Here is a 22987-nt window from a genome sequence, read left to right as displayed (position 1 = left end):
CCGTCGCCTCGGTAAGAATCTCACGCCCGAATCAGCTTGGTTTGTGATAGGGAGTTTTACCGAATCAGGGTTAATGATCTCGTGGCATAACGAGGCATCCCATGTCCACTCGCCGCCCTCCAGTCGCCCCGGTGGCCCTAGTCCCGGCCGTCGTCACCCTGGCCGACGTGCTGGCCGTCGTCGGCCAAGCCGACCTTCCGCCCCGCCGCCGCCAGGACCTCGCCTCCGCCGTTCGAACGGCGGCGCGGGCGATCGGGCGGGAGCCCTCCCTGGTCAGGGCTGAATCGCACCTGCTGCGGCGCCGCCTCGCCGAGGTCGCTCCCGCTGCGCACGGGCTGAGCCGGCAGCGCTGGCACAACGTCCGCTCCCTGCTGAACGCCGCCGTCGCGCTGCTGCGGCCCGCCGCCCCGGGCCGGCATCGCAGGCCGTTCTCGCCCGAATGGAAGGCGCTCTGGGACCGGCTCGGGTCGCGCCGCCTCAAGACCGCACTCTCGTACTTCTGCCACTTCGCCAGCGACACCGGCGTCGATCCCGCAAGCGTGGACGAGGCGGTGATGGAGCGCTTCGCCGCCTACGTCGCCACCGGTCTGCTCAAGGCACCCGACGAGGCGCTGCGTGAGGCGCGCCGTGGCTGGAACCGGGCCTGCCGGGAGATTCCCGACTGGCCTGGCCGGCCGCTCGCCGTCCCCCCCCCGCCCGCACTGACCTCTTCACCCTGCCCTGGAGCGCCTTCCCCGCCAGCCTGTACACGGATGTCCGCGCATGGCTCGACCGCCTCGCCGGGCTCGACCCGTTCGACGAAAAAGGGCCGGCGCGCCCCCCTCCGCCCGATCACCCTGGCGCTGAGGGAGTACCAGCTTCGCCGGTTCGCCTCAGCGCTCGTGCATCAGGGCCGCGATCCAACCTCGCTCCAGCGGCTCGCCGACCTTGTGGAACTCGAGGCGTTCAAGGCGGGCCTGCGCTACTTCCTGGAGCGCTGGAGGGAGAGGCGCCTGAAGAAGGAGTGCCTGCAGGAGGAGCGCCCGCACGAAAAGCCACCCCACCACATCGCCGAGACCGCCGGCATGCTGAAGGCCGTCGCCCGGCACTGGGTGGAGGTCCCGCCCAAGCAACTCGCCGCCATTGCCGTCTCGGTCCGCAGACTCAACGCGTCCAACCCTGGCATGACCGAGACGAACCGGGACCGGCTGCGCGCCCTTAACAATCCAGAGAAGGTGCGTGCCCTGCTCAACCTGCCGCGCAAGCTCCTCGACCTTGCCGGATGCACGCGGCAGCCCTGGCGCGCAGCCCTGCTGGCGCAGGACGCATTAGCCATCGAGCTGCTGCTGATGGCCCCTCTCCGCATCAGCAACCTCGTCGGCCTGGACATCGAGCGCCACCTGGACCGCCGAAGCGGGGCGCTGCACCTCGTCATCCGCGGCTACGAGGTGAAGAACGGCGACCCTCTCGACTACCCGCTGCCGCTCGAGAGCACCGCCCTGCTCGACCGCTACCTTAAGGACTTCCGCAAGCGGCTCGCGCCGAAGGGTAGCACCGCCCTCTTCCCGGGCCGTGACGGCAGCTCGAAGGACCGGCACAGCTTTGGCCAGCGCATCAGCCGGACCGTGCGCACGCACACCGGCCTCGAGGTCCACCCGCACCTGTTCCGCCATATCGGGGCCAAGCTGTTCCTCGACGCCAACCCGGGTGGCTACGAGGTGGTCCGGCGCGTGCTCGGCCATCGCTCGATGCAGACCACCAGGGACTTCTACACCGGCCTCGAGAGCCCGGCCGCAGTCCGCCACTTCGATCGGACCATCCTGGGCCTGCGCACGGATGGCGGCCCGTGACGCGGCGGCGTGTCTCCCGCCCCCCTTGCTGCCTGGCCCGGGGCCGACCGGCGGCTCTGGCTCGCCGCGCTCGAGCCGGGGGACTGGCTGGAGCCGGGTGGCGCGCGGGCGCATTGCCGGCCGATCAGCAACACTAAGTTCGCCTTTGGCTATGGATGCTGGCTCGAGTGGCTCGACGCGGCCGGGGCCCTCGACCCAGCAGTACCGCCGGGCGACCGGATCACGCCGGAGCGAGTTAAGGCTTATCTCGGCGATGTCGCGGCCACACGCTCCACCTCCACCCAGCAGTCGCGTCTCGTGGAGCTCTACAGTGTGGCGCGGGTGATGGACCCGGGTCGCGACTGGGGTTGGATCCGGCACGCCGCCGCTCGCGTACGCGCGCGTCACCGCCCAGTCCGGGACAAGTGCGCGCGCACGGTCGGCAGCCGCGAGCTCTACGAGTTCGGCCTGCGGCTGATGGACAGCGCCGCGGTGAGGGCGACACTGCGGCAACGCGCCTTTCAGTTCCGCGACGGCCTGATCATCGCCTTCCTGGCCGCTCGACCGCTGCGGCGCCGTAACCTTACTGGGCTGCGGCTGGGCCGCCACGTCGCCTGCCGCGACTCGATTTGGTGGCTGTGGGTCCCGGCCCACGAAACCAAGACCGAGACGGAAATCGACATGCCCTGGCCCGAGGCCCTGGTGCCGCGGCTGGAGATGTACCTCGCCGAGCACAGGCCCTTCCTCTGTCGGCAGCGCGGCCGCTGGAGCCGTCCGGCCAACGCGGCGCTCTGGGTGTCGGGAGACGGCTCCGCCATGGTGGGTGACGCCGTCTACGACCGGATCATCCTGCGGACCCGCAGGGAGTTCGGCCGGGGGGTCAATCCGCACCTCTTCCGGGACAGCGCCGTGACCTCACTGGCAACCGAGGATCCCGGGCACATCGGCATCGCGGCGCCGCTGCTCGGCCACCGGGATGACGAGATCGCCACGCGCCACTACAACCAGGCAAGCGGCATCGAGGCGACGCGGAGCCTGCAGTCCGTGCTGTCAGACCTGCGCGACGGAAAGCTTTCACCGCCTGCGGCCGGGTGCTGAGCGGTCATGGTGCAGGGCAGAGAAGTGATGGCCGCACGACAAAGCCAGGTAAAGCAACCACCTGTCACACGGCCGTCCGCGGCCACGATTCCGGTCGCCGCAAACGGAACGCGGCGGCCAAGGCGCGTGCTGCTGGACACCAACGCGTGGAGCTATCTCGCGGATGAGGGCGCAGGTCCGGATCTGCTGCGCGCCGTCCGCGACGGCCACACGGAGATCCTGGTCGCGCCTGCCGTGGTGTTCGAGTCACTGCACCGGCCTAACATCGAGGGCAGGCGCCGGCAAATAAGCCTGCTCACGTTGAAGAAATGGCGGCGACTAATGCCCGAGGCCTACTCCGTGTGCGGAGAACTGCTGGGCGAGATCCGGCGGCTCCACCCAGAGTGGCTGCACAGGAAACCCGATCGCGGTGAGTTCGCTAGGCAGCGCTACGACTGGACCCGGGAACGGGGCGGCTTCTGGGATCGGACCCGCTTTGATACCGAGGCCATGGCCAGGCACATTGCGGCGGAGGACAGCTGGCACGGCCAGCTGCTGGAAGCGGCGCGCCAGGAGGGCGCGTCAACGGCGCCAGGAGTTCCGCGAGATTCCCTTACCAAAATTCGCGTCGCTTGAGACCATCACCGGCACTCCGGCTCCCGCCGTTCCGGGTTGGAGCGGTGAACCGGTCGCGCTTTGGCGCTTCAATGCGTGGACCACCACGACAATGGCACTGTGCATACCCGGTCACCCCTACCTCGATTGGCTGAAGCCTTGGGTACAAGTCGAACGACTGAATTTCGGCGATCCTTCGTGGGGTGGATTCTGGTTCCATGAGGTGAATGCCGCGGCTATGCCTCGCTTCTGGCTGTGGTGGGCGTTCGAGTACCTGCAGCGCTTCCAAAAGGTCAACGATGGAACTCCGTGCGACGCGCAACTGGCGACCTACCTGCCGGAATGCGATCTCCTGCTGTCAGCCGACGGGGGCCTGGTCCGGAACGCTATGCACTGCCGAGACTCCGCACCATGTCCCTTGCCGGAGGCGGAGCGGATCCCAGCCGGTCGCCGAGGAGTCGATGTTATTCTTGAGCGGGTCAGCGCCGCATGACGATGGCTCACATACAGCACGGGCCTCAGCGGGTATGGATGCATCCGACTTTCGTGGACATAGATACAGATAATCATGAGGCGATAACCCGGTAGGCACCCCAGCCAATCGGCTTGGACCGTACCTGTGTCACCCGAGGCGGATAAGCGGCTGGCGAGGGCTGATCTCCGCCCCGACCGCCATGACGAGGTTCAGCGCCAGTGGCCAGGATGGCGCTGATCAAAGCGCGGCGGCGGCGCGGGGCGATGCCAATAGGGCTGATGCCACGCCTGGTACCGTGGCGGCGCATAGTGCTGACGGCTGTGCGGGGCATGATAGTATCCGCGCGGGGTGTAGTGGGCGTCCTGCAGCAGCGGTGCGGACGCGCTGCCCGGTGCCACTGTGGCGCCACCTGACCATGGCGCGGCCGTGGCGGAGGTTGTGGCAGCCTGCGCGCCGCCGATGAGCACAGCGAGGGCGGCGACCGCGAGAAGCTTTCGCATGGTGGTCTCCTTCGGGGGGCGCCGCTTCCTGGCGGCGCCCGGCACTGTTGAAGAGACATGTCCGGCGTGTCGGCAGCGCGGTCCGACCATGGCGGCGCTGAGGCGGACTGCAACGAAAGGCAACTGCGCGGTCCAGCAATCCTATCTGCAATCAGGAGACGCTCGGGGATTTCCGTGTGTGGGGCCGTACGATGCCGCTGAGGAGGCATCGTATGCCAGGATGCAAACAGCCGGTGATCCCAGATGAGATGCTGGACTAATTTCTGGGCAGGCCGGATCCCCGAACCTATGCGGCGGCCGCCTCGGCAGAGGCCATTGCCGCCTCGCGGGTCCGGGCAGTGCCATAGGTCATTGAGGACCTGTCAGGGCGGCGGTTAGCCTAGGGACGAGGACGCGAGGTCCGCCCATGCCGGAAGCACCGCTGCCCGAGACAGCCACCGCCAGCTCCGGGGTTGGGCCGGCACGTGTGCGCTGGGACCGGTGGCGGCGGCGGCGCGGACCCTGGCTGCTGCTGGCGCTGGCTTTTGCTCTCGCAGCACTGGCGGCGGCGCGTCTCCTGCCACTGCGGGATGACCCGAATAGGCCAGCAGGTGTCGGTAGCCTCGCCTGGTGGATCGAGCCGGGCGAGACGCACGCCTTCGCCCGGCTACCGATCATTGGTTTGGATATCCAAGCCCTGGCGATCGCGCCGGACGGGCGCACCGCCCTCGCCACGGGCTCGGACGGCACGCTGCTGCGCAGCACCGATGCCGGCACCACCTGGGCTCCCGTCGCCGCCGGCAGCAGGGCAGAGCTCCGCGCCCTGGCGATCGCGCCGGGCGGGCGCACCGCCCTCGCCGCGGGCAGGGACGGCACGCTGCTGCGCAGCACCGATGCCGGCGCCACCTGGGCCCCCGTCGCCGCCGGCAGCAGGGCAGAGCTCTATGCCCTGGCGATCGCGCCGGACGGGCGCACCGCCCTCGCCACGGGCTCGGACGGCACGCTGCTGCGCAGCACCGATGCCGGCGCCACCTGGGCCCCCGTCGTCGCCGGCAGCAGGGCAGAGCTCTATGCCCTGGCGATCGCCCCGGACGGGCGCACCGCCCTCGCCACGGGCTCGGACGGCACGCTGCTGCGCAGCACCGATGCCGGCACCACCTGGGGCCCCGTCGCTGCCGGCAGCACGGCAGAGCTCTATGCCCTGGCGATCGCCCCGGACGGGCGTGCCGCCCTCGCCGCGGGCAGGGACGGCACGCTGCTGCGCAGCACCGATGCCGGCACCACCTGGGCTCCCGTCGCCGCCGGCAGCAGGGCATGGCTCACTGCCCTGGCGATTGCGCCGGACGGGCGCACCGCTCTCGCCGCGGGCTCGGACGGCACGCTGCTGCGCAGCACCGATGCCGGCGCCACCTGGGCCCCCGTCGCCGCCGGCAGCAGGGCATGGCTCCGCGCCCTGGCGATCGCCCCGGACGGGCGCACCGCCCTCGCCACAGGCGTGAGCGGCACGCTGCTGCGCAGCACCGATGCCGGCACCACCTGGGCCCCCGTCGCCGCCGGCAGCACGGCATGGCTCACTGCCCTGGCGATCGCCCCGGACGGGCGTGCCGCCCTCGCCACGGGCTCGGGCGGCACGCTGCTGCGCAGCACCGATGCCGGCGCCACCTGGGCCCCCGTCGCCGCCGGCAGCAGGGCAGAGCTCACTGCCCTGGCGATCGCGCCGGACGGGCGCACCGCCCTCGCCGCGGGCTCGGACGGCACGCTGCTGCGCAGCACCGATGCCGGCGCCACCTGGGCCCCCGTCGCCGCCGGCAGCACGGCATGGCTCACTGCCCTGGCGATCGCGCCGGACGGGCGTGCCGCCCTCGCCGTGGGCTCGGGCGGCACGCTGCTGCGCAGCACCGATGCCGGCGCCACCTGGGCCCCCGTCGCCGCCGGCAGCACGGCAGAGCTCTATGCCCTGGCGATCGCCCCGGACGGGCGCACCGCCCTCGCCGCGGGCTCGGACGGCACGCTGCTGCGCAGCACCGATGCCGGCGCCACCTGGGCTCCCGTCGTCGGCAGCAGGGCATGGCTCCGCGCCCTGGCGATCGCCCCGGACGGGCGTGCCGCCCTCGCCGCGGGCTCGGACGGCACGCTGCTGCGCAGCACCGATGCCGGCACCACCTGGGGCCCCGTCGCTGCCGGCAGCACGGCATGGCTCTATGCCCTGGCGATCGCCCCGGACGGGCGCACCGCCCTCGCCGCGGGCTCGGACGGCACGCTGCTGCGCAGCACCGATGCCGGCGCCACCTGGGCCCCCGTCGTCGCCGGCAGCAGGGCATGGCTCCGCGCCCTGGCGATCGCGCCGGACGGGCGCACCGCCCTCGCCGCGGGCTCGGGCGGCACGCTGCTGCGCAGCACCGATGCCGGCGCCACCTGGCAGCGCATCGCCCACCAGCGCTATCCCCCGCTTCTATCCTGGCTTCTTCTCGGCTGCGCCTTCATTGCCGTCCTGCCGGCCATGCAGCCGCTCCCACCGGCTCGCCGTGCTGCAGTCGGCGACACTGCCTCGCTCTTCGCCACCGACCGGCCGCTCGCTCCCGACGACCCTGACGTGGCCGGCACCACGGACCTCGCCGCCCGCCTCTCCCGCTTCCTCCGTAACCGTCGGACCGAGCCGCCGCTAACAATCGCTATCACCGGCGCCTGGGGTAGCGGGAAAAGCAGCGTGCTCGCGCGCCTACAGGACGATCTCCGCGCGCACGGCATTCGCCCGGTCTGGTTCAATGCCTGGCACCACCAAAAGGAAGAAAACATCTTTGCCGCCCTGCTGCAGCAGGTGCGAGATCAGGCGGTACCGTCCGTCATGACCATTGCCGGTTTTGCCGTGCGAGGCCGGCTGTGGTGTGGCCGGATAAAGCGGCGGCCCCTTTTCTGGGCCGCGGCGCTTATCCTCCTCGCGGCCATCGTTGGTATGCTGTTCGCTGCCGATTGGCCACGGCCGCAACAGGGGGTGCTGCGCACGAGCTGGGGGTGGGAGCGCGCAGAGGCCGCGCTGAAGGTCCTCGCCCCACTGGTCGCGCTGCTGCTCACCGCGCTCACTGCTGCCATTGGATTTCGCGACAAGCTGAAATCCGCCGGCCTCGATCCCGGCAAGTTGCTCGCCGCCAGCACGCGTGCGGTACGCTGGCAGGACCTCGGAGGCCAACTCGCCTTCCGCGCCCGCTTTGCCGAGGCCTTGCGGGAGGTAACGGAGGCGCTCGGTGACCGGACGCTCACCATCATCGTGGACGACCTTGACCGCTGCCGGCCGGACCAGGTGGCGGAGGTAATGGAGGTGCTAAACTTCCTCTCGAGTTCCACTGGCTGCTTCATCATCCTGGCGATCGCGCGCGAGCAGATCCTGACCGCCATGGGCCTCGCCCATGCCGCCATGGCAAAGGAGATGGCGCCTGAGGGCGTGACGGAAGAGCGGCAGCAGCGTGCGGCCTACGCCGAGAGCTACCTGCAGAAGCTGATCCAGATCGAGGTGGAAGTGCCTAGCTTCGGCGCCGCCGCGGCCCGTCGGCTGATGCGAGAGGCAGCGCGGGAGCATGAGGCGCCGCGCGATCCCGCCTGGAAGGCGGCGGCGATCGGGCTGGTGGTACTAGGCCTCGCGGGATCCGCATTCTTCGGTGGATGGACGCTGGTCGGGCTGATCCCGGATAGGGCAGCGCCGGCCGTACAAGCCCCGGCGCCCGCGCCGGCTGTGGCCCCTCCAGCCGTGCCCATCCCGCCGACAACCCCGCCCAGCACGCCCCAGCCGGAGAGGCCAGAGGAGCGGCCGGCCTGGGTAATCGAGCAGCGCAGCCCAGGGCCGGCGCTGACGCCCCGGACCGTTGCTCTACTACTCGCGCCCGTGCTCGGCCTCATCGCTCTCGCCGCCGGGCTACATTGGCGACGCCGCACCCTGCCGCTGGTAGAGGAAGACGAGCCTGCCTTTGCCCGAGCGCTCGACCACTGGGCGGAGGCCGCCTTCCTCGCCCGCCCTTCGCCGCGGGAAATGAAGCGCTTTCTCAACCGGCTGCGGCTGGCGGCCACCGCAGCAGGAATCGGTGACGGCCCAACGGCGGTCGGGTTGGCGGTTTTTGCCCACGCTGATCGTGGACTGCTCGAAGGCTTTGCTGCTGACGGGACGGATCTGCGGCAGGCCGCGCTGGTGCGATCCACTGTGGGATCGGCTCCCGTGTGGCCCGCCATCGTCGCAGCGCTTCAGGATCTTGAAGGCTTTGCACCAAGCCCAGCGGAGGTACGGGCTTTCCTGGATGCCTGGGCTGGCGTCAGGGTCCAGGGCTGAAAGAGGCCCGCAATACTGCCGAGCGTAGCCTGTACCGCACGCAGTTGCTGGGACACCAAGGTGGTCCTACACAGCACGGCCTGAAGGCGGGAAGTATTGCTGATTCCGCCCGAGAGCTCGGCGCACCTGCTCGGCCCGCCAGGCGTGCCCGGTGCCGGACGGCGTCGGGATGCCGCGGGCGGTGAGCGCGGCCGCGAGCTGGCGCAGCGTCGTGGCGCCGGCCCGGCGGGCCTGCTCGATGTAGGGCCGCACGTCGGCGGCCCGCGCCTGGGCCTGCGCCGTCCGCACCGCGCCGGCCTTACGCGCCATCTCGGCGGTGCCGGCAACGAGGCGCGGGTTGCCGAGCTTCACTCCCCGTGCCTTGGCCGCGGCGAGGGCGGCCCTGGTGCGCTGGCTGATCAGCCCGGCCTCGAGCTCGGCGACGGCGGCCATCTGGGTCACCAGGAACTTGCCGACCGGCCCGGGAGGGACCTGGGGCAGGTCGCAGAACACCACGCCGCCCTCACCGCTGCCCTCGACCACGCCGAGCAGGAAGCGCGCGTTCCGGGCCAGGCGGTCGAGCTTGGCGATCAGCAGCGTGGCGCGATGCGCCCGGCAGGCGGCGAGTGCCGCGGCGAGCTGCGGCCGGTCGTTCCTTTTGCCGCTCTCCACCTCGACGAACTCGGCCAGCACCGCGCCGCCGGCACGGCTGGCGTGCTCGCCGACCGCGGCGCGCTGCGCTTCGAGGCCGAGGCCAGAGCGGCCCTGGCGGTCGGTGGAGACCCGGAGGTAGGCGACGAAGCGGGCCGGGCCCGGGCTGGCGGCGGATAGGACAGGATTCAGGGTATCGCCGGGCATCGTGGAGCCAGTGTCGCTGCCGTTTGCCGCTGTGTCACGCAACCAAACGTCCAATTGACGGTCCGTGACAGGCGGCCTGAGGTAGACGAAAGCGACACAGTGATGTCATATACGATGTCATGGTGCTTCGCGTGGTCCTGGACACCGATGTCGTGGTCGCAGGCTTCACGAGCGCCGCCGGCGCGTCGCGTCGCTTGCTGCTCGCGGCGCTCGATAGGGAGGTGCGGCTCCTCCTCTCGACGCCCCTGATCCTCGAGTACGAGGCCGTGCTCACGCGCGCGTCCGTGCTCGAGATGGCGGGCATCTCGGCGGAGGAGGTGCTGGCGGTGCTCGACGAACTCGCCGGTGTCTGCGTGCCGGTGGTGTTCGACTTCCGCGTCCGCCCCGGCGCGCGTGACCCCGACGACGACCTGGTGCTGGAGACGGCAGTGAATGGCAGCGCCGACGCCATTGCGACGTTCAACCTGGCCGACCTGCGCGACGGCGCGGCGCGGTTCGGCATCCCGGCCGAGCGGCCGGGGAATGTGCTCAGGAGGATGAGAGAATGAGCAGCTTCCCGCTGCGGCTGCCCGACGACCTGAAGGAGCGCGCGGCCGCGCAGGCCGAGGCCGCGGGCATTAGCCTGAATCAGTACATCGCGACGGCGATCGCCGCCCGTGTCGGCGCGCAGGCGGAGGCGGAGCGCTACTTCGCGGCTCGTGCTGCGCGTTCGCGGCCTGGACGGGCACACGAGATCCTGGCGCGGGCGGGGCAGGGAAGGGCACCTGCAAAAGATGATGAACTTGGCAGTTAGGTCGAGCACGCGCGCCGACGCCCTCCGTCGCCTGCGGTAATGGCAGTTACCGTGGGTAATAAGGATCCAGAAGGCTCGACAAGCCTCGCCATGGAGCGCCTAAACTGAGCGCCGCAGAGCTCCCGCAGCGTCGTCAGAGTTCGGCAAACAGTACGATCTACCAGCCGCGGCAAAGCACCTCCTCGACGTCCTGACGCGCCAGCACCTGCGTGCACGTTTCCCAGCCCCGCTGCCAGGAGCGCTGGGCCTCGGTGGCGCCCTCGCCCGTGGCCGTGCCCCCCCCAGCGGACGTCGAAGGCGGATGCCTGGCGCTTCCGGTCCGCGTGCTTGCGCAGCTCGGCCTCGAGGGTCTCCTCGTTCTCGATCCAGTCGTCGTCCAGCGTGTCAGGAAGCTGGCCGAAGATGTCGAAGCGGTCCTTCATTCTCTCCGACAGCCGATCGTAGACCACCTCGTCGCGGCTACCCTCGTAGACGAGGCTCAGCATGTCCACGCGGTCCCGCACTTGGCCGAACCGCTTGATGCGACCGATCCGCTGCTCCAGCTTCGACGGGTTCCAGGGCAGGTCGATGTTCACCAGCGTGCCCAGGGTCTGGAGGTTCAGACCCTCGCATGCCGCATCCGTAGCCACGAGCAGCCGCAATTCATGGTTCCGGACCGCCGTCTTGATGACGTTGCGATCCGTCGAGGCGAACTGGCCGTCCTTGTAGATCCCCGAACGACCGGCTCCGGCGTAGAGACCGACCGGGATCGCGGGAAACTCGGCCGCGACACAGTCCGCCACCCATTTGGCGGTGTCGTAGTACTGGCTGAAGATGATGCACCCATGCGCGTCCAGCCAGCCGCGGCGCCCTTGGTTGAGCCCGGCCTCCTTCAGGTAGTGCCGCAGCACCTGGAGCTTCGGATCTGCGTCGGCGCCTGTCGGGGACGCCTGCTGGGCTCTGCGGAGATGCGTGAGGAGTTCGCGGAGCGCGTTCCGTTCGGCGGTGCTGGCCTCGCCGAGATCGCCGAGGTCGAACATCTCGTCGTCGTCGTCGGCACCCAGCACCGTCGGTTGCTCGTCCGGCCCCGCCTCCGCAACCCCCCGAGCGGCGCGCGATGGCCAGCATCGTCGATAGCCCGGCCGTCGAGGAGGAACAAGATGCGCTGAAGGAGGAGGCTCTTCAGGAAGCCCGCGCCCTTGTTCCTCGACATCAGGGCCGACGTGTAGGCGTCGGCCACCTTGAAGGCGTCCTGGAGGGCGATGGTCGCGATCACCGCCTTCCCAGTCGCGCCGAAGAAGGCACGGGTGCGGCGGTCCGGCTCGTCGTCGCGGGGATGCAGGTCCACCGCGACGGGCTTCATCAGGCCCGCCTCCTCGAGCGCGCGCCTGCGACGCAGCACAGTGTGCCGGACGACCGGGTTGTGCTCCTGGAAGAAGGCCCGGCCATCCGGGTCGTGGGTGAGCCTGTCGGCGAGGTCCTGCCGATAGAACTCGTCAAGATCGACAGGGGAGCGGTCGGTGACCGCGACCGTGTCGGGCATGCCGAAGTTCTGCCTGATGAAGCCGAACAAGGGCCTCTCTTTCGGCGCCCGGCGGCAGCGGGTTTCGCAGCCACTCCCAGGCATCGGCCTCCGCCCGGGGACGCACCTCGCCCCTAATCAGCCGCAGAGCGTCCTCCGGCCTGTTACGCCACCTTGAGAGGTCATCGCCGAGCACGTGGTCGGCGCCGGACCCAAGGACCTTCATGAGGTCCCACAGGTCCATCGGGTCGGTCTGGATCGGGGTGGCGGTTCCCAGAATGACATGCCGGGCCTTCAGCGCGATTCGGGACATGAACTGGAGCAGGTTGTTCGGCTCGCGCTCTCCGCTCGGCGTCGCCGAACCGCGGGCCTTGTGGGCCTCGTCCAGGATGACGATGCCATACGGGCTTTCCCCGGGGCGGGCGCGGCGTTCCAGAAGCGCCTTCCGCTCCACGCTGTCCCGCATCACGAGGCCGGTGGAGACGATCGCCACCTTGTAGGGGGGACCGCACGATGTCCTCGGGTCGGCTGGGAATCACGTGGCCCCGATGGTCCATCCACTCCTTCCTGTTCGAGATCCACCGCGCCGACGGCACGCCGAGCTTCTCGATAAGCTCGGTCTGCCACTGCTCGCAGAGGGTCGCGGGCGCCAGGATCAGCGCGGGGCCGTCCCCCAACAGGGCGGTGACCAGGGCGGAGGTTGCCATCGAAAGGGTCTTGCCGACGCCGACCTCGTCGGCGAGCAGCAGGCGGGCCTTGCCGTGTACCTCGCGCTGCCGAAGGAATTCGGAGACAAACGCCTTCTGCCAGGGCTGGAGACCCTCGCCAGCCCGGACCAGGGGGTGCCTCCGCCAGGACGGCGCGGGCGATGTCCGTGGTGCCGCGCTCGTCCCATGGCGGGCAGTCGGGAAGCCTGATCTCCACCCGGGCGGCGCACCGGGCGATCTCCGAGATGACCGCATCCGGAAGGGGGACAGCCTTGTCCCAGAGGAAGTCGAACTCCTCCTGGGTCCAGCCGATCGCTTCAGGAGACGGGTCCTCCCAGATCAGCTCGTAGTGGTCCTGCCACGCCTCGCGGGTCTCGTTGACCGATCCCATGAAGCAGGTCTTCGACCCGTCGGCGAGGGTGATGATACCCGCCTTGCCGTGGACCAGCGGTGCGGTGAGGCGGTCCACAACCTTGATGGTGACCTTCGGTCCGCCATTGGCGTCACGGGCCTGCAGCAGATCCCGGAGCATGACGTAGCGGTTCCTGTTCAGCAGGGTCTCGACGGCCACCCCCGCCTCGCCGCTGCCCTCCCACCAGCGCTGCACCAGGGCGCGCGTCCGCGCCTCCTTGCTGGCGTGGATGTCCTGCGGGTTCAGGTCCGAATTGCAGACCACGCGGATGCGGCCAACAGTCGCCAACTCCTCGGCGGCGACCTCGAAGATAGAGGACCGGAAGTAGCCTGCGATCCGGTCGTACGTCTGGGCGCCCCGCAGCCGATCGCGCAGGAAGGCGTGATCCAGCCGCTGGCGGCGGGAACTGAACCGCAGAATACCGGCTCCGCGATCAGGGGCGGCTTCCCGTGCCGCGTCATCGGGCGCGTTCATCAGTCTGCCCCGGGCATGTCCATGCGCCACTCGAACGCCTGGCGCACCAGGCCCATGACGTAGGGGAGGTCGTCCAGCTTCCCGAAGTCCAGCTCTACATCCCCCCGTGGCCCAGTGGCTGATGTTGGTGACGTCCCGGCACACACCCTTGGCGTCCTGCAAGTCCGCGAAGGGCATGTTGAGGTAGAGCTTCAGCCTGGCTGCCTGCGGCACGACGGAGACGAAGTTCTCCTCTGTCCGGTAGGCCGCGTAGAGCTTCAGGAACACCTCGGCGACGGCCGGATCGAGGGCGAGGATCTGGGCACGAAGGGCATCGAACAGCGCACGCACGGGACCCCCGGCGAGGTACGGGTGATCCGCGATGGTGAAGGATTGCTGCTCGGTCTTCTTCTGCTTGAAGGTTGCCAGTACGGCGTCATCCAGGACTGGCGGCCGCCACACCGTGAGCGCCATCTCGGACAGGCGTTCCGCCCGCTTCCGGATGGCCGCCTCGTCCCAGTTCAGTAGCTGGCCCAGGCCCTTATTGAGGCGCAGCGGGCTGTCCGCGAAGCCGCCGGTCATGTTCCGCTTCTCGAGGAACGCCCGGTCGCTCAGTTCGGGGTTGTAGGCGGTGAGCGTCAGGTTCCCGAGCGTGTGCAGGTAGGTGTCGCGCACCCACTGCCATGTCGGACCCAGGGCATCCTTCCAGGCGTCCGACAGGTTCTCGTTCTGCGGGAGGATGTGCTCGATCGTGTATTCCTCGACCGCCACCCTCTCCTTCCGATCATGGTTCTCCAGCCGCCGGAGCCAGTACGAGCGGTTCCGGAAGTTGTAGAGATCGCGCGTCTCCATCGCCTTCCTGAACTCGGCGTCGTTGGGGAAGCGCCGATAGGACGGCAGTGTGAGGAAGTGCGCCCGGATGCTGTCGAGGTAGCGGTCCTTCCGCAAGGCTTTGCCGAAGGTCGAGAAGGTCTTGTTGTGCGAGTTGGTCGGGATCTCGCAGACCACGCGCCGGAAGACATACGCTTCGATCATGCGCAGCGCCGCGAGCAGGTCGTCTCGGCTCAGGACGCCATCGGCGTGGTCCGCATACAGCTCCAGCAGGAAGGGGAACGTCACTTCCGCCTTCAGCTCGCGGATGTCCTGAAGGGCCTCCGCCAGCGCCTTGTCCGGCTCGCCCTTGCCGAGAGCCATCCGGCAATAGTAGCGCGCATGCCGGTGGATGTCGGCCACCAGGTTGCCGATGGTGGTGCCCTTGCCCTCCTCTTCGCGGGCGAAGGTCTTGAACACGTCGTACACGTCCTCGATCTTCGGGATGTTGCCCGTCTTCAGCGTCAGGTAGTGGCGCATGAAGCTGTCGAAGTGGGTGGCGTAGGCTTCCTGCCCAAAGGCCACCTCCATGGGCCGCCAGTGGTCCTCGTAAAGCTGGGTCTGCTGCTTCGGCGGGAGGCCCATCAGGACGTAGTTCCGGATGAGGTCGGCTTGGCCGAGCTCCTTTCCGGTCGAGTTCAGGCTCTCGAAGATGAGCTGCGGATTGTCGTGTCCCCGCTCCAGCGAGATGTCCACGATCAGGATGCGCGCCAAGCCCTGGCAAACCTCGCCGAGGTCGGCCTCCTTCATCAACGACTGGAACAGCTCGAAGTTCTGCTTGATGCGGATGCTGTGGTCGTCGGGGAGAAGCTTTCCGTCGATGATGGCCTTCAGCGTGGTGCGGTCCGTGGCGGACAGCAGCATCTTATAGGCGCGTTCGCCGTCCTGGACGCTGTCCTTCAGATAGTAGTGGCGCAGCTTGCGGGCGGCGAAGTCGCCCGAAAGCTCGGTCTCGCCCTGGGCACGTGCCAGGGCCTCGATGATCAGCATGAAGGTCGTCAGGCGCTGCTGCCCATCGATGACCAGAAGGGATGGCTGATCGGTGACGTTATAGAGGCCGTCCTGGATGTAGACGACCGACCCGACGAAGTGGGCCGCCGCGTTCGGGTTTCGGCCCGCGCGCAGCACGTCCTGCCACAGCTTCCGGCACTGCGGTTCCTCCCAGCGGTAGGGCCGCTGGTAGATCGGGATAACGAACTGCTTTGAGCTGCCGAGGAAGTCGAGCAGCCGGGACTCCTTCGCCTTCATCCTGCGAGCCTCTCGGACGCGATCAGGCCCGCGACGACCCGGGCAGCGGCGGCCTCCTCGGCGCGCTGGCGTTCCCAGACGGTGCCGAACCAAGCGGCGAGTGCCCGCACGTTGTCCCTCGCCTGCCTCCAGTTCTCCAGGCCGAAGTGGTCGCGGAGGCCATGTAGGATGCGATCGCCGGAGGTCCTGGGGTCCTCGTCCTGCGCGGTGGCGCGCCACTGCTCGGCGATGGCGTAGAGCGTCGGGCGGATGGTCCCGGCGGCAAAGGGATGGCCGGTCATGAGGGCACGCTTGAACTCGGCGGCACCCTTCAGGCGGGCCTTGTTCGGCGACCGCTCCGCCATGAGGTCTTCCCAATCCGTCGCCCGGTAGACCCGGGCGAAGTTCTGGTAGTCGTCCAGCTTCCCGCCGAGCTGCCCGGCAGGCCAAGTGGCCTCGGTGGCAGTCATCTTCAGGTAGAAGCGTTCCTCTGGGCTGAAGCGCTCCCACATGCCCTCGGCAATGCCGTCCGGGACCATGAGCTCGTTGGCGGTCTGCACGGCGAGGGTGATCATCTCCTCGACGATGCCAACCTCGGTGGTGCGCTTCCCTTCGCGAGGCCGGAGGGCTTCGCGCGTCATGTCCGTGCCGTCGATATGCGTATAGGCGGTCAGCACCTCCAGCGCGGCGGCGTATCCTGCCATCTGGATGTCGGCATCGCTGAAGACGTTCTCGTCCCGCCCGCGACCGTGGGCCTTCTGGTTGAGGCCCGTCAGCGTGGCGACCTGCTTCGCCACGCGGTCCCGGACCTCCGGCACGATGTCGCTGCGGAACCCATGCTCGTCGCCGACGCGCTTCCGCAGCACCATGAGGACGGTGCCCTGGACGTAGCCGCCCTGCTTCAGTTCGCTGGTCGTCTCGGTCGAGACATACCAAGCCGCCGTCACCTGCAACCCGGCGCCCCACACGATCTGCGCCAGGTCCGCCCAGACCCCCGCATCCTTGTGGGTGAACATGCAGACCTGCAGGCCGTTATCTGGCATGCTAGTCGCCATCGCTCGGAAGGCGGCGACCATGTCGGCGCGGAACTTGTCTCCCTTGCCCTGGATGGCCAGAGGACGTCGGCTGTCCCAGGTCCAACGGTCAAAGGGCGCAGGAGCGTTTCGTCGCAGCCAGGCGATAAAGAACTCCGAGATTTCGTGATATACCACCGCATCCGCGTAGGGTGGATCGTAGATCCAAAGGTCACATCGGTATGGGGTTTCTGCTGCAGACCCCATTTCTACACGGCCGTCGCCAGCCATCGGACACGCGCTGAACGGCTCGAGGAGGTACTCCTGGGCAAAGTGGAATGGTCGGACCCCATATGCGTAGAGGGTATTCAAGGCTTGATTGTAGAAGGTCTGAGCTATGGACTCTCGCGAGGCACCAGTTCCGTAGCGACACAGCCTTGTTGACCAATCCGCCATGCGCGCCAGGCCAAGAGCAAGCGCTGGCTCGTCCAGCTGTTTGACTTGTTTCTGTACCAACGCGAGGAACAGAAGCTGGCGAGAGGCGAACAGGTGGTGCCAGTACGTCCAGCCCCGCGTTCGTATCGGCTCGTCGGTTTTCTCCCCGGGCTCGATCCGCATATCGGGAACAAAGCCTTGCGCCTGCCAATTGGCCAGGTTGTCCGAGACGAAGCGCGTTACGCGGTGCTCTCGGGATAGGTCATTCGCATCCGGGACGGCAAAGAATGTGTTCGGCCTTGATTTGCCCTGCCGGACCTCCCGTCCGTCCATCCACTGGATTGCGTAGAGTCTTTCGAGCCAGATGTCGCCACCGCGCCATGCCCCACGTGGTGCACCGGGCACCACGGGCGGTGCGTCGGCAACCCATTCTGGCTCCCTTGGAGCAATATCGCTGATCTCCCAGGCGCGTAGGCGGTTTCCACGGGCAAGTTGCGCTCCGTCACCACCTTCACCATCGCCACGCAGCCGCGTGATCGGGATGCGCCACTCTCGCTCGGGTTCACCTGGTATGGGGGAAACCTGGTAGACGAGGTGACCGTCCTTTAGAGTTCCGGTGGCGGCAGCCGCGAGTTCGCGCGATGACACTCCTTCCTCGATGAGGATGTCGAACCGCTTCCGGGCATGGTCTGGCACGAGTCGAGCCACGCAGCGACGACGCGAACTGATCAGCCGAGAGGGGAGGAGGGGGACCCGCCAGCCTGACTGCGGATCGACCACTTCAAGGCAGTATAGGTACGCCTTAGGGAAGTCTCCTCGCTCGTTGGTCTCTACCTTCAGCTGCTCGAGTTCACTCGCAACCGCACGTGCGGCGAGCTGTTGCGCCTGGGCGATAGCCTCGCGCCGTTCTGCGCTGGCACCGACGATGTTGAACGCCCCCCACGTGAGCATCGCTGCAACGGGACTCAGGTCGCTCGCGAAGGCGCTGCAGCCGATGCGAGCAGCTTCGAACGGGATCGACCCGCCACCGCAGAATGGGTCGCCCACTGTCGGGTTATGTCCGTACCGCGCGATCCCGAGCTCGCGGACCAAGTCCGGTAGGTTCCGCGACGCGGTGCCGAGCCTGGCGCCAATGATGATCCAAACCCCAGCGTAGAGGGGGTCGTTCGGGTCCCCTAGGTCTTCGACGTTCTCTACTCTCTTGCAGCGGGCTACCTGCTCCGCGAAGGGCATCGCAAGGAGAGCTCTCGCGCTCATCTCCTGCCGTTCCTTCTCGATGAGCTTCTTCTCTCGCGTTGGTAGGCCGGACAGTCGAATCCAGCGCGCTGCTCCGCCCGCGTCGGCGTCGTCGGAGGAAGCATCATTGCGACCTCCCGTTGTCGTGGGATGCTCGATGTGCCTCAGCTTTTCGTCGGCCGAAACCGCGGCGCTATCCCAAACATCCTGGGCGGAAAGCACGGGTGAACGGCGAAGGACTCCAGCGCTGTCCATTCGCATTAGTGCCTCGAAGGTCTGGAGGTCAGCCTCCGGGTCGTCCGTCGCGGGCAGCAATGATGCCAGGACGCAAGCCCTCACCAGAGAAAGCGGCTTCCGACCCTTCCAGTAGGAGCCCAGCGCTGTGAGGGTCTGCGACTGAACGGCCTTGCGCTCCTTCTGCGCTTCGGCGCCGACCTTCTGGGCCGGGAAGACCCGCTCGATGAGGGCGGGCGCGTCCTTGAGGCTGAAAGGCGCCAAGCCGCCCTTGGTGGCAGCGGTATCCATGATCAGGGCGCCTCGAACAGGGGCAGGCCGCCGGTTCCCTTTTGGGACGGGCCTGACTTGGCGAAAGGTTCGGTGACAGCGGTCGGACCCGCGGACATGAGCAGGGCCAGCCCGCGCCGGACCCGGTCGTTCGGGTTTGCCAGCACGCGCCCGGCCAGCCACAGCCGCTCGGCGGACTGGAGGGACACCCAGGTCGCGATCACGGCCGCCATGTCGCCCTCGTCGGCCGCGGCGACAGCCCAGGCCAGAGTCAGGAGTTCCGTGCCGAGAATGCGCTCGACCTTGTTGTCGCCTGTCTGCCAGCGGCTGGTCGGCAGGCCCTTCTCGCGTAGCTTGGCGTTCAGGTCCTGCTTCGCTGTCTCGGCCATCGCGTTCCAGCGCGGCCGGGAAATGATGCACCGGTCCAGCTCGTCGGGGCGCCCCCCCGAATGACCCAGGATGCCGAAGTCCTCGACCAGCCGGATGTCTTCGCCACGTCCGGTGGGGATCACCACGCGGATGTGGTGCGGCCAGTCCACGGCTGGGCATCCGAAGCCGACGACGGCGGCCTTCCGCGCGTTCTTGCGCGCCGCCTCGACGGCCTTGCGGGAGTCGACGACCGTCGGGTCGCCCTTGGGCGCGCGCTCCCGCCCGGGCGCCGGATCCTTCCTGACGGCGGCGGCCATCATGTGGACCTCGTCTGCGGCTGCGTCACGCAGTCGCGCGGATCGCCGACGTCCACCTTCAGGGTCTCCACGAAGGCGATGAGATCGCGCCCAGTGGGGAAGCTGACGGCCTTCACGTGGGCGGTGACATCGGCGTTCGGCTGCCCGACGGCGACGCGGATGGACTCGACGACGTTCGACAGCCCCTCACCGGAGAGCCGCAGGTCGCTGCCGAGGCGCATAGAGAAGGCTTCCTGGCCCAAGCCGACCTGCATCTGCGCGATCACGGCCTGTGCCTTCGCATCCTTCAGCGCCCCGGCCAGCGCGAAGAAGCTCTCCGTGCTGGTCTGCCTGATGTCGAGCGTCAAGTTCGCGGCACGGGTCTCGTCCACGTATTCGCGAAGCGTGGGGACGGTATCCACAGAGTCCGGGTCACCGGGCTCCTTCGGCTTTGCCTTCTGGACGGAGATCCGGAAGTCCTCCGTCCCTTCGAGATCGCCATCGATGGCGATAGCGCGGACCATCACCTCGCTGCCGCCGCGCGCCATGAAGGGCGTGACGGTGAATGGACCTTCGTAGACGGTCCCTTCGCGCGGGTTGGACCCGTCCGTCGTGTAGCGGATGGCCGCCGCCGACGGCCTGGCGAACAGCTCCACCTTGCGGCCATCCGCGCTCGGCGATGTGGTGTGCTGGAGCGTGATCCTGTTGCGCCAGACATAGGCGTCGCCCGTCGGATGGTCACCCTTGGGGTCGATCACCAGGAAGGCGAGGCGGAGCGCCGTGGTCGTGAAGCGGAGCTCCTTGAGCTCGGGGCTGCTTCCGTTGACAAAGGTGCCCTCCGCCATGTGGATGCGGGGCGTCTGCCCGGCATCCACGGCCTGCACGGACAGGGTCACCGCGCCGGTGTCATGGTTGCGGCCCTCCTCGGTGATGGAGACGCGCGTCATGTCGGGTGGGAACGGTCCCCGCTGGATCTTGCCGTTCTCCCGGTCACGCCATTTCCCGGTCTTGGTGGCCTCGCGCTTGATGGCTTCCAGCCCGCCTGGCGGGAGCCAGACGAACTGGGGGTTCTCCTTGGCCCGGGCCGTGATGTCCGACCAGGGAATGGTGTTGAAGGCGGAGCCGTCGGGCCAAAGCTGACCACCCTGGTTCGTCTCCGGGTTGCCGGAGATGCGCGTGATCAAGCCATCGGCTTTGGCTTCCGGATTCGGCTCGAACTTGCCCGCCTTGATGAGGGCGGTCTCGATGGCGGCCTCGCCCGACAGCGAGGAGCGGCCGTCGGCGCCCTTCGCCGTCCGAAGTTCCAACTTCTGCTCCAGCAGCCCCATGGACCGATCGGGCTTCCTGCCGGGATACCAGATGCGGTTGAAGGCATGCTCGACCGTGGTCAGGAACTCGAACTCGGCGCCGTTGCGCCGATCCTCGACCTCCGACCGGAGCGGGTCATCGGCGCGGAGGTCGCGAAGAACCTTCTCGGCCGCGTAGAGGCGGCGCATGACGCCGTCCAGGCTGGCGAAGTGGGTCGGGCTGCCCGTGACGACGAGGAAGTTGTTCTTCTGGGTCAGGCCCGCGAAGAGCTTCTCGGCCGTCTCGGGCGGCAGCTTGCTGTCGGGGCTGACCACGATGAGTTTGCGCGGGCCGGAGAGGTCGATGGCGCCGATCTCGGGCAACGCCAGGACCTCCTGGTACGCCTTGCCGGAGACCGCCTTGAAAACGAGCGCCAAGCGCTCCTGAATGTTCTGGTCGATCCGGGGCTGGGGTGCTTTCTCGGCCTCGGATTGCAGGCGCTTCGTGATGTTTTCTTGCTGGGCGAAGTAGACGACATCGCCCGAGCCGCGGTGCAGATACCAGGCATCTTTCAGCAGCGCATCGAATGCGTTCTGGAACTCTTCGATGGTGCGCCCAGGCGAGATCAGGCACTCGATGACCTGCTCTTTGGTTAGGCCCGCTTTCGAGTCGAAGCCCTGCATCAGCGACGCGGAGAGCAGGACGTTGGCCACCTGCGTACCCGCGTCGGAGCTCAGCTCCTTGTCGACGGTCTCGGCGTGGGCTTGGCCGCCGTCGGCGATGTCCTTGGCGACCGCGTTGTGCAGGTTCGCCAAGGGCAGGACCTCGTTCCGCATGTCGGAATCGTTGAGGTCCATGTGCTGGACGCCGATAAGGTAGACGTTGTTCGGCCTGCCCTCGCGGAACACGTCGCGTACGACGCGGCTGACCATCCGCATCAGGCCGCGGGTCTGCCGGAAGCCTTCATTGTTCCTGAACATGGCGACCAGGTCGCGCAGGCTCGGATGGAACGGGTAGCAGCGGTGGATTTCGTCCGCGAACTGCTCGGGCGTCTTGGCCACCACGCGGGAGCGGACGGCCTCGTCCATGCTCTTCGCGTAGGCCACGGCCACCTTGTCGATGGCCTCGCGGTCTGGAAGCTTGGTGAACAGGCGACGCCGGAGGATGTCGAACACCTCGCCGGAGTTAAGGGCGACGGGAGTGATCTCCTTCGCGCTGCGGCGGACCTCCTGGCTGAGGTTCGCGACCGTCTGCGCGAGGGACTTGCTAGCGCCCTGATAGGCGGCTGAGAGATTGGAGACAACGACCATGCACCGCGGCAGCTTGATGGCGGCCGAGAACAGGTTCGCCAGGGCGTAGGTGACGACGTTGGCTAGGTGCCAGAGCCAAGTTCGCGCGTCTGAGCGTAGTCCAGGTAGGGCGCCAGCTCGTCCAGCATGATGAGCGTCGGCCTGTCGCCGATTAGCTCGACCCAGTCCTTCTCGCCGGGCGCGCGAGCGCCGTTCTCCAGAACCTCCGGAAGGTGTCCTCGCGCCCGAGCTGGCGGGCTATCTCGCCCCAGATGAAGTTGTCCGTCGGGTTCCGGCCGGAGATGGCGACTACCTTGGCGTCGCCGAAGCCGTTGGGCGCGTTGATGCCAGCCTCATCGAGAACCCTGGTGCGCAGGGCGGCCGACTTCGCGATAAGGCCGAACGCGACCATCAGGTGCGTTTGCCGCCGCCCATAGCCTGGGTGAGCGTGTAGACCGCCTGGTCACTTCGCTTGTCGAGGCGGGCGATGCCGAGCTCGAACAGTTGGCGCATGCCGCCCGTGATGTGGTTGCGCGCGAAGAAGCCGGCCGCGTCCCCACCGCAGCCTCGATGACCTCGGCGATAGCCTCAATGTCCGGCTCGGGATCGGACCGCCGGACGTTCGGGTGGGGTTCACACAGGTCACGGGCAGTCTGCACTTCGGACTCGAAAGCGCCCGTTCGGGACGCCGGGTGTGTTTCGTGTTTCAGAATTCTGGTGAGGGCCTGTTGCACCAGGCTGGACGCGGAGACGCCCGGTCGATGGCTGTAGTCTGGATCCGCTTGATCAGGTCCGCGTCGATGTGGACAAGTGAATTGCCGCCTTCGGCGGTTCCCCCCCCGCCGCTCTTGTCGCTCGACCAATGCCTGCCCCTACGCGCTAAGTTCCTATCACGATAGCTTAACACGCGAAGTTCTGGCTTCTGGAAGGACCTCCTGCGCTGCGGTCTGGAGGCGAAAGGCCGGAGTTGCCGGATTGCCGACAAATGA

General features: G+C 68.2%; 14 protein-coding genes and 2 pseudogenes. 6 read left to right on the top strand and 10 right to left on the bottom strand.

The genetic code is table 11. From position 1 onward, the window contains the following. The first annotated feature begins 101 nt into the window (after positions 1-101). From xerC to KSF81_RS28045, 4 genes are all read left to right on the top strand, one after another. Positions 102-1829: a tyrosine recombinase XerC gene (gene xerC / locus KSF81_RS28060; RefSeq protein ID WP_217382152.1), complete on the top strand. Its 1728-nt coding sequence runs from the start codon at positions 102-104 to the stop codon at positions 1827-1829. Between the two features lie 9 nt (positions 1830-1838). After that, positions 1839-2906, top strand: coding sequence for a site-specific integrase (locus KSF81_RS31725; RefSeq protein ID WP_217382151.1), 1068 nt, complete (start codon positions 1839-1841; stop codon positions 2904-2906). Between the two features lie 126 nt (positions 2907-3032). After that, positions 3033-3521, top strand: a complete 489-nt coding sequence (locus tag KSF81_RS28050; protein ID WP_217382150.1) for a hypothetical protein — start codon at positions 3033-3035, stop codon at positions 3519-3521. Between the two features lie 1360 nt (positions 3522-4881). After that, a complete protein-coding gene (locus tag KSF81_RS28045; protein ID WP_217382149.1) occupies positions 4882-8769 on the top strand; it encodes a YCF48-related protein in 3888 nt (1295 codons plus the stop codon). A gap of 66 nt (positions 8770-8835) precedes the next feature. Here the strand turns inward: KSF81_RS28045 and KSF81_RS28040 are convergent, their stop codons facing one another. Beyond that, a complete protein-coding gene (locus tag KSF81_RS28040) occupies positions 8836-9606 on the bottom strand; it encodes a recombinase family protein (RefSeq protein WP_217382148.1) in 771 nt (256 codons plus the stop codon). A gap of 119 nt (positions 9607-9725) precedes the next feature. Here KSF81_RS28040 and KSF81_RS28035 point away from each other — a divergent pair, with 119 nt between their 5' ends. Together KSF81_RS28035 and KSF81_RS28030 are read left to right on the top strand one after the other, a co-directional pair. After that, positions 9726-10154: a putative toxin-antitoxin system toxin component, PIN family gene (locus tag KSF81_RS28035; RefSeq protein WP_217382147.1), complete on the top strand. Its 429-nt coding sequence runs from the start codon at positions 9726-9728 to the stop codon at positions 10152-10154. After that, positions 10151-10399: a toxin-antitoxin system HicB family antitoxin gene (locus tag KSF81_RS28030; protein WP_217382146.1), complete on the top strand. Its 249-nt coding sequence runs from the start codon at positions 10151-10153 to the stop codon at positions 10397-10399. Before KSF81_RS28035 ends, KSF81_RS28030 begins: the two co-directional genes overlap by 4 nt. Here the strand turns inward: KSF81_RS28030 and KSF81_RS28025 are convergent. From KSF81_RS28025 to KSF81_RS27990, 9 genes and pseudogenes are all read right to left on the bottom strand, one after another. After that, positions 10396-11181, bottom strand: a complete 786-nt coding sequence (locus tag KSF81_RS28025; protein WP_375293389.1) for a C-terminal helicase domain-containing protein — start codon at positions 11179-11181, stop codon at positions 10396-10398. The genes KSF81_RS28030 and KSF81_RS28025 overlap by 4 nt on opposite strands. Positions 11182-11270: 89 nt before the next feature. Continuing rightward, positions 11271-11951 carry a hypothetical protein gene (locus KSF81_RS30805; RefSeq protein WP_254454364.1) on the bottom strand — a complete coding sequence of 227 codons (681 nt, stop codon included), beginning with the start codon at positions 11949-11951 and terminating at the stop codon, positions 11271-11273. After that, entirely contained in the window at positions 11875-12393 is a 519-nt protein-coding gene (locus KSF81_RS28020; RefSeq protein ID WP_217382144.1) for a hypothetical protein, read from the bottom strand. Before KSF81_RS28020 ends, KSF81_RS30805 begins: the two co-directional genes overlap by 77 nt. Positions 12394-12556: 163 nt before the next feature. Then, positions 12557-12862, bottom strand: a pseudogene (locus KSF81_RS32605) (hypothetical protein); the annotation flags it as partial. A gap of 34 nt (positions 12863-12896) precedes the next feature. Beyond that, a pseudogene (locus KSF81_RS28010) lies at positions 12897-15590 on the bottom strand (DUF262 domain-containing protein); the annotation flags it as partial. Beyond that, the gene (locus KSF81_RS28005) at positions 15587-18778 is read right to left on the bottom strand and encodes an anti-phage-associated DUF1156 domain-containing protein (RefSeq protein ID WP_217382142.1); all 3192 of its coding nucleotides are present in this window, start codon (positions 18776-18778) and stop codon (positions 15587-15589) included. The pseudogene KSF81_RS28010 and the gene KSF81_RS28005, both read right to left, overlap by 4 nt. Before the next feature lie 2 nt (positions 18779-18780). After that, positions 18781-19446 (bottom strand): DUF3780 domain-containing protein, encoded by a 666-nt coding sequence (locus tag KSF81_RS28000; RefSeq protein ID WP_217382141.1) that lies wholly within the window; start codon positions 19444-19446, stop codon positions 18781-18783. Beyond that, positions 19443-22052 carry a DUF499 domain-containing protein gene (locus tag KSF81_RS27995; RefSeq protein WP_256444398.1) on the bottom strand — a complete coding sequence of 870 codons (2610 nt, stop codon included), beginning with the start codon at positions 22050-22052 and terminating at the stop codon, positions 19443-19445. Before KSF81_RS27995 ends, KSF81_RS28000 begins: the two co-directional genes overlap by 4 nt. A 118-nt stretch (positions 22053-22170) precedes the next feature. Further along, positions 22171-22410 carry a hypothetical protein gene (locus KSF81_RS27990; protein WP_217382139.1) on the bottom strand — a complete coding sequence of 80 codons (240 nt, stop codon included), beginning with the start codon at positions 22408-22410 and terminating at the stop codon, positions 22171-22173. Positions 22411-22987: the final 577 nt, after the last annotated feature.

The organism is Siccirubricoccus sp. G192 (assembly GCF_019084075.1).
Classification (GTDB): Bacteria; Pseudomonadota; Alphaproteobacteria; order Acetobacterales; family Acetobacteraceae; genus G192.
This window is presented reverse-complemented; position numbering and strand designations above follow the sequence as displayed.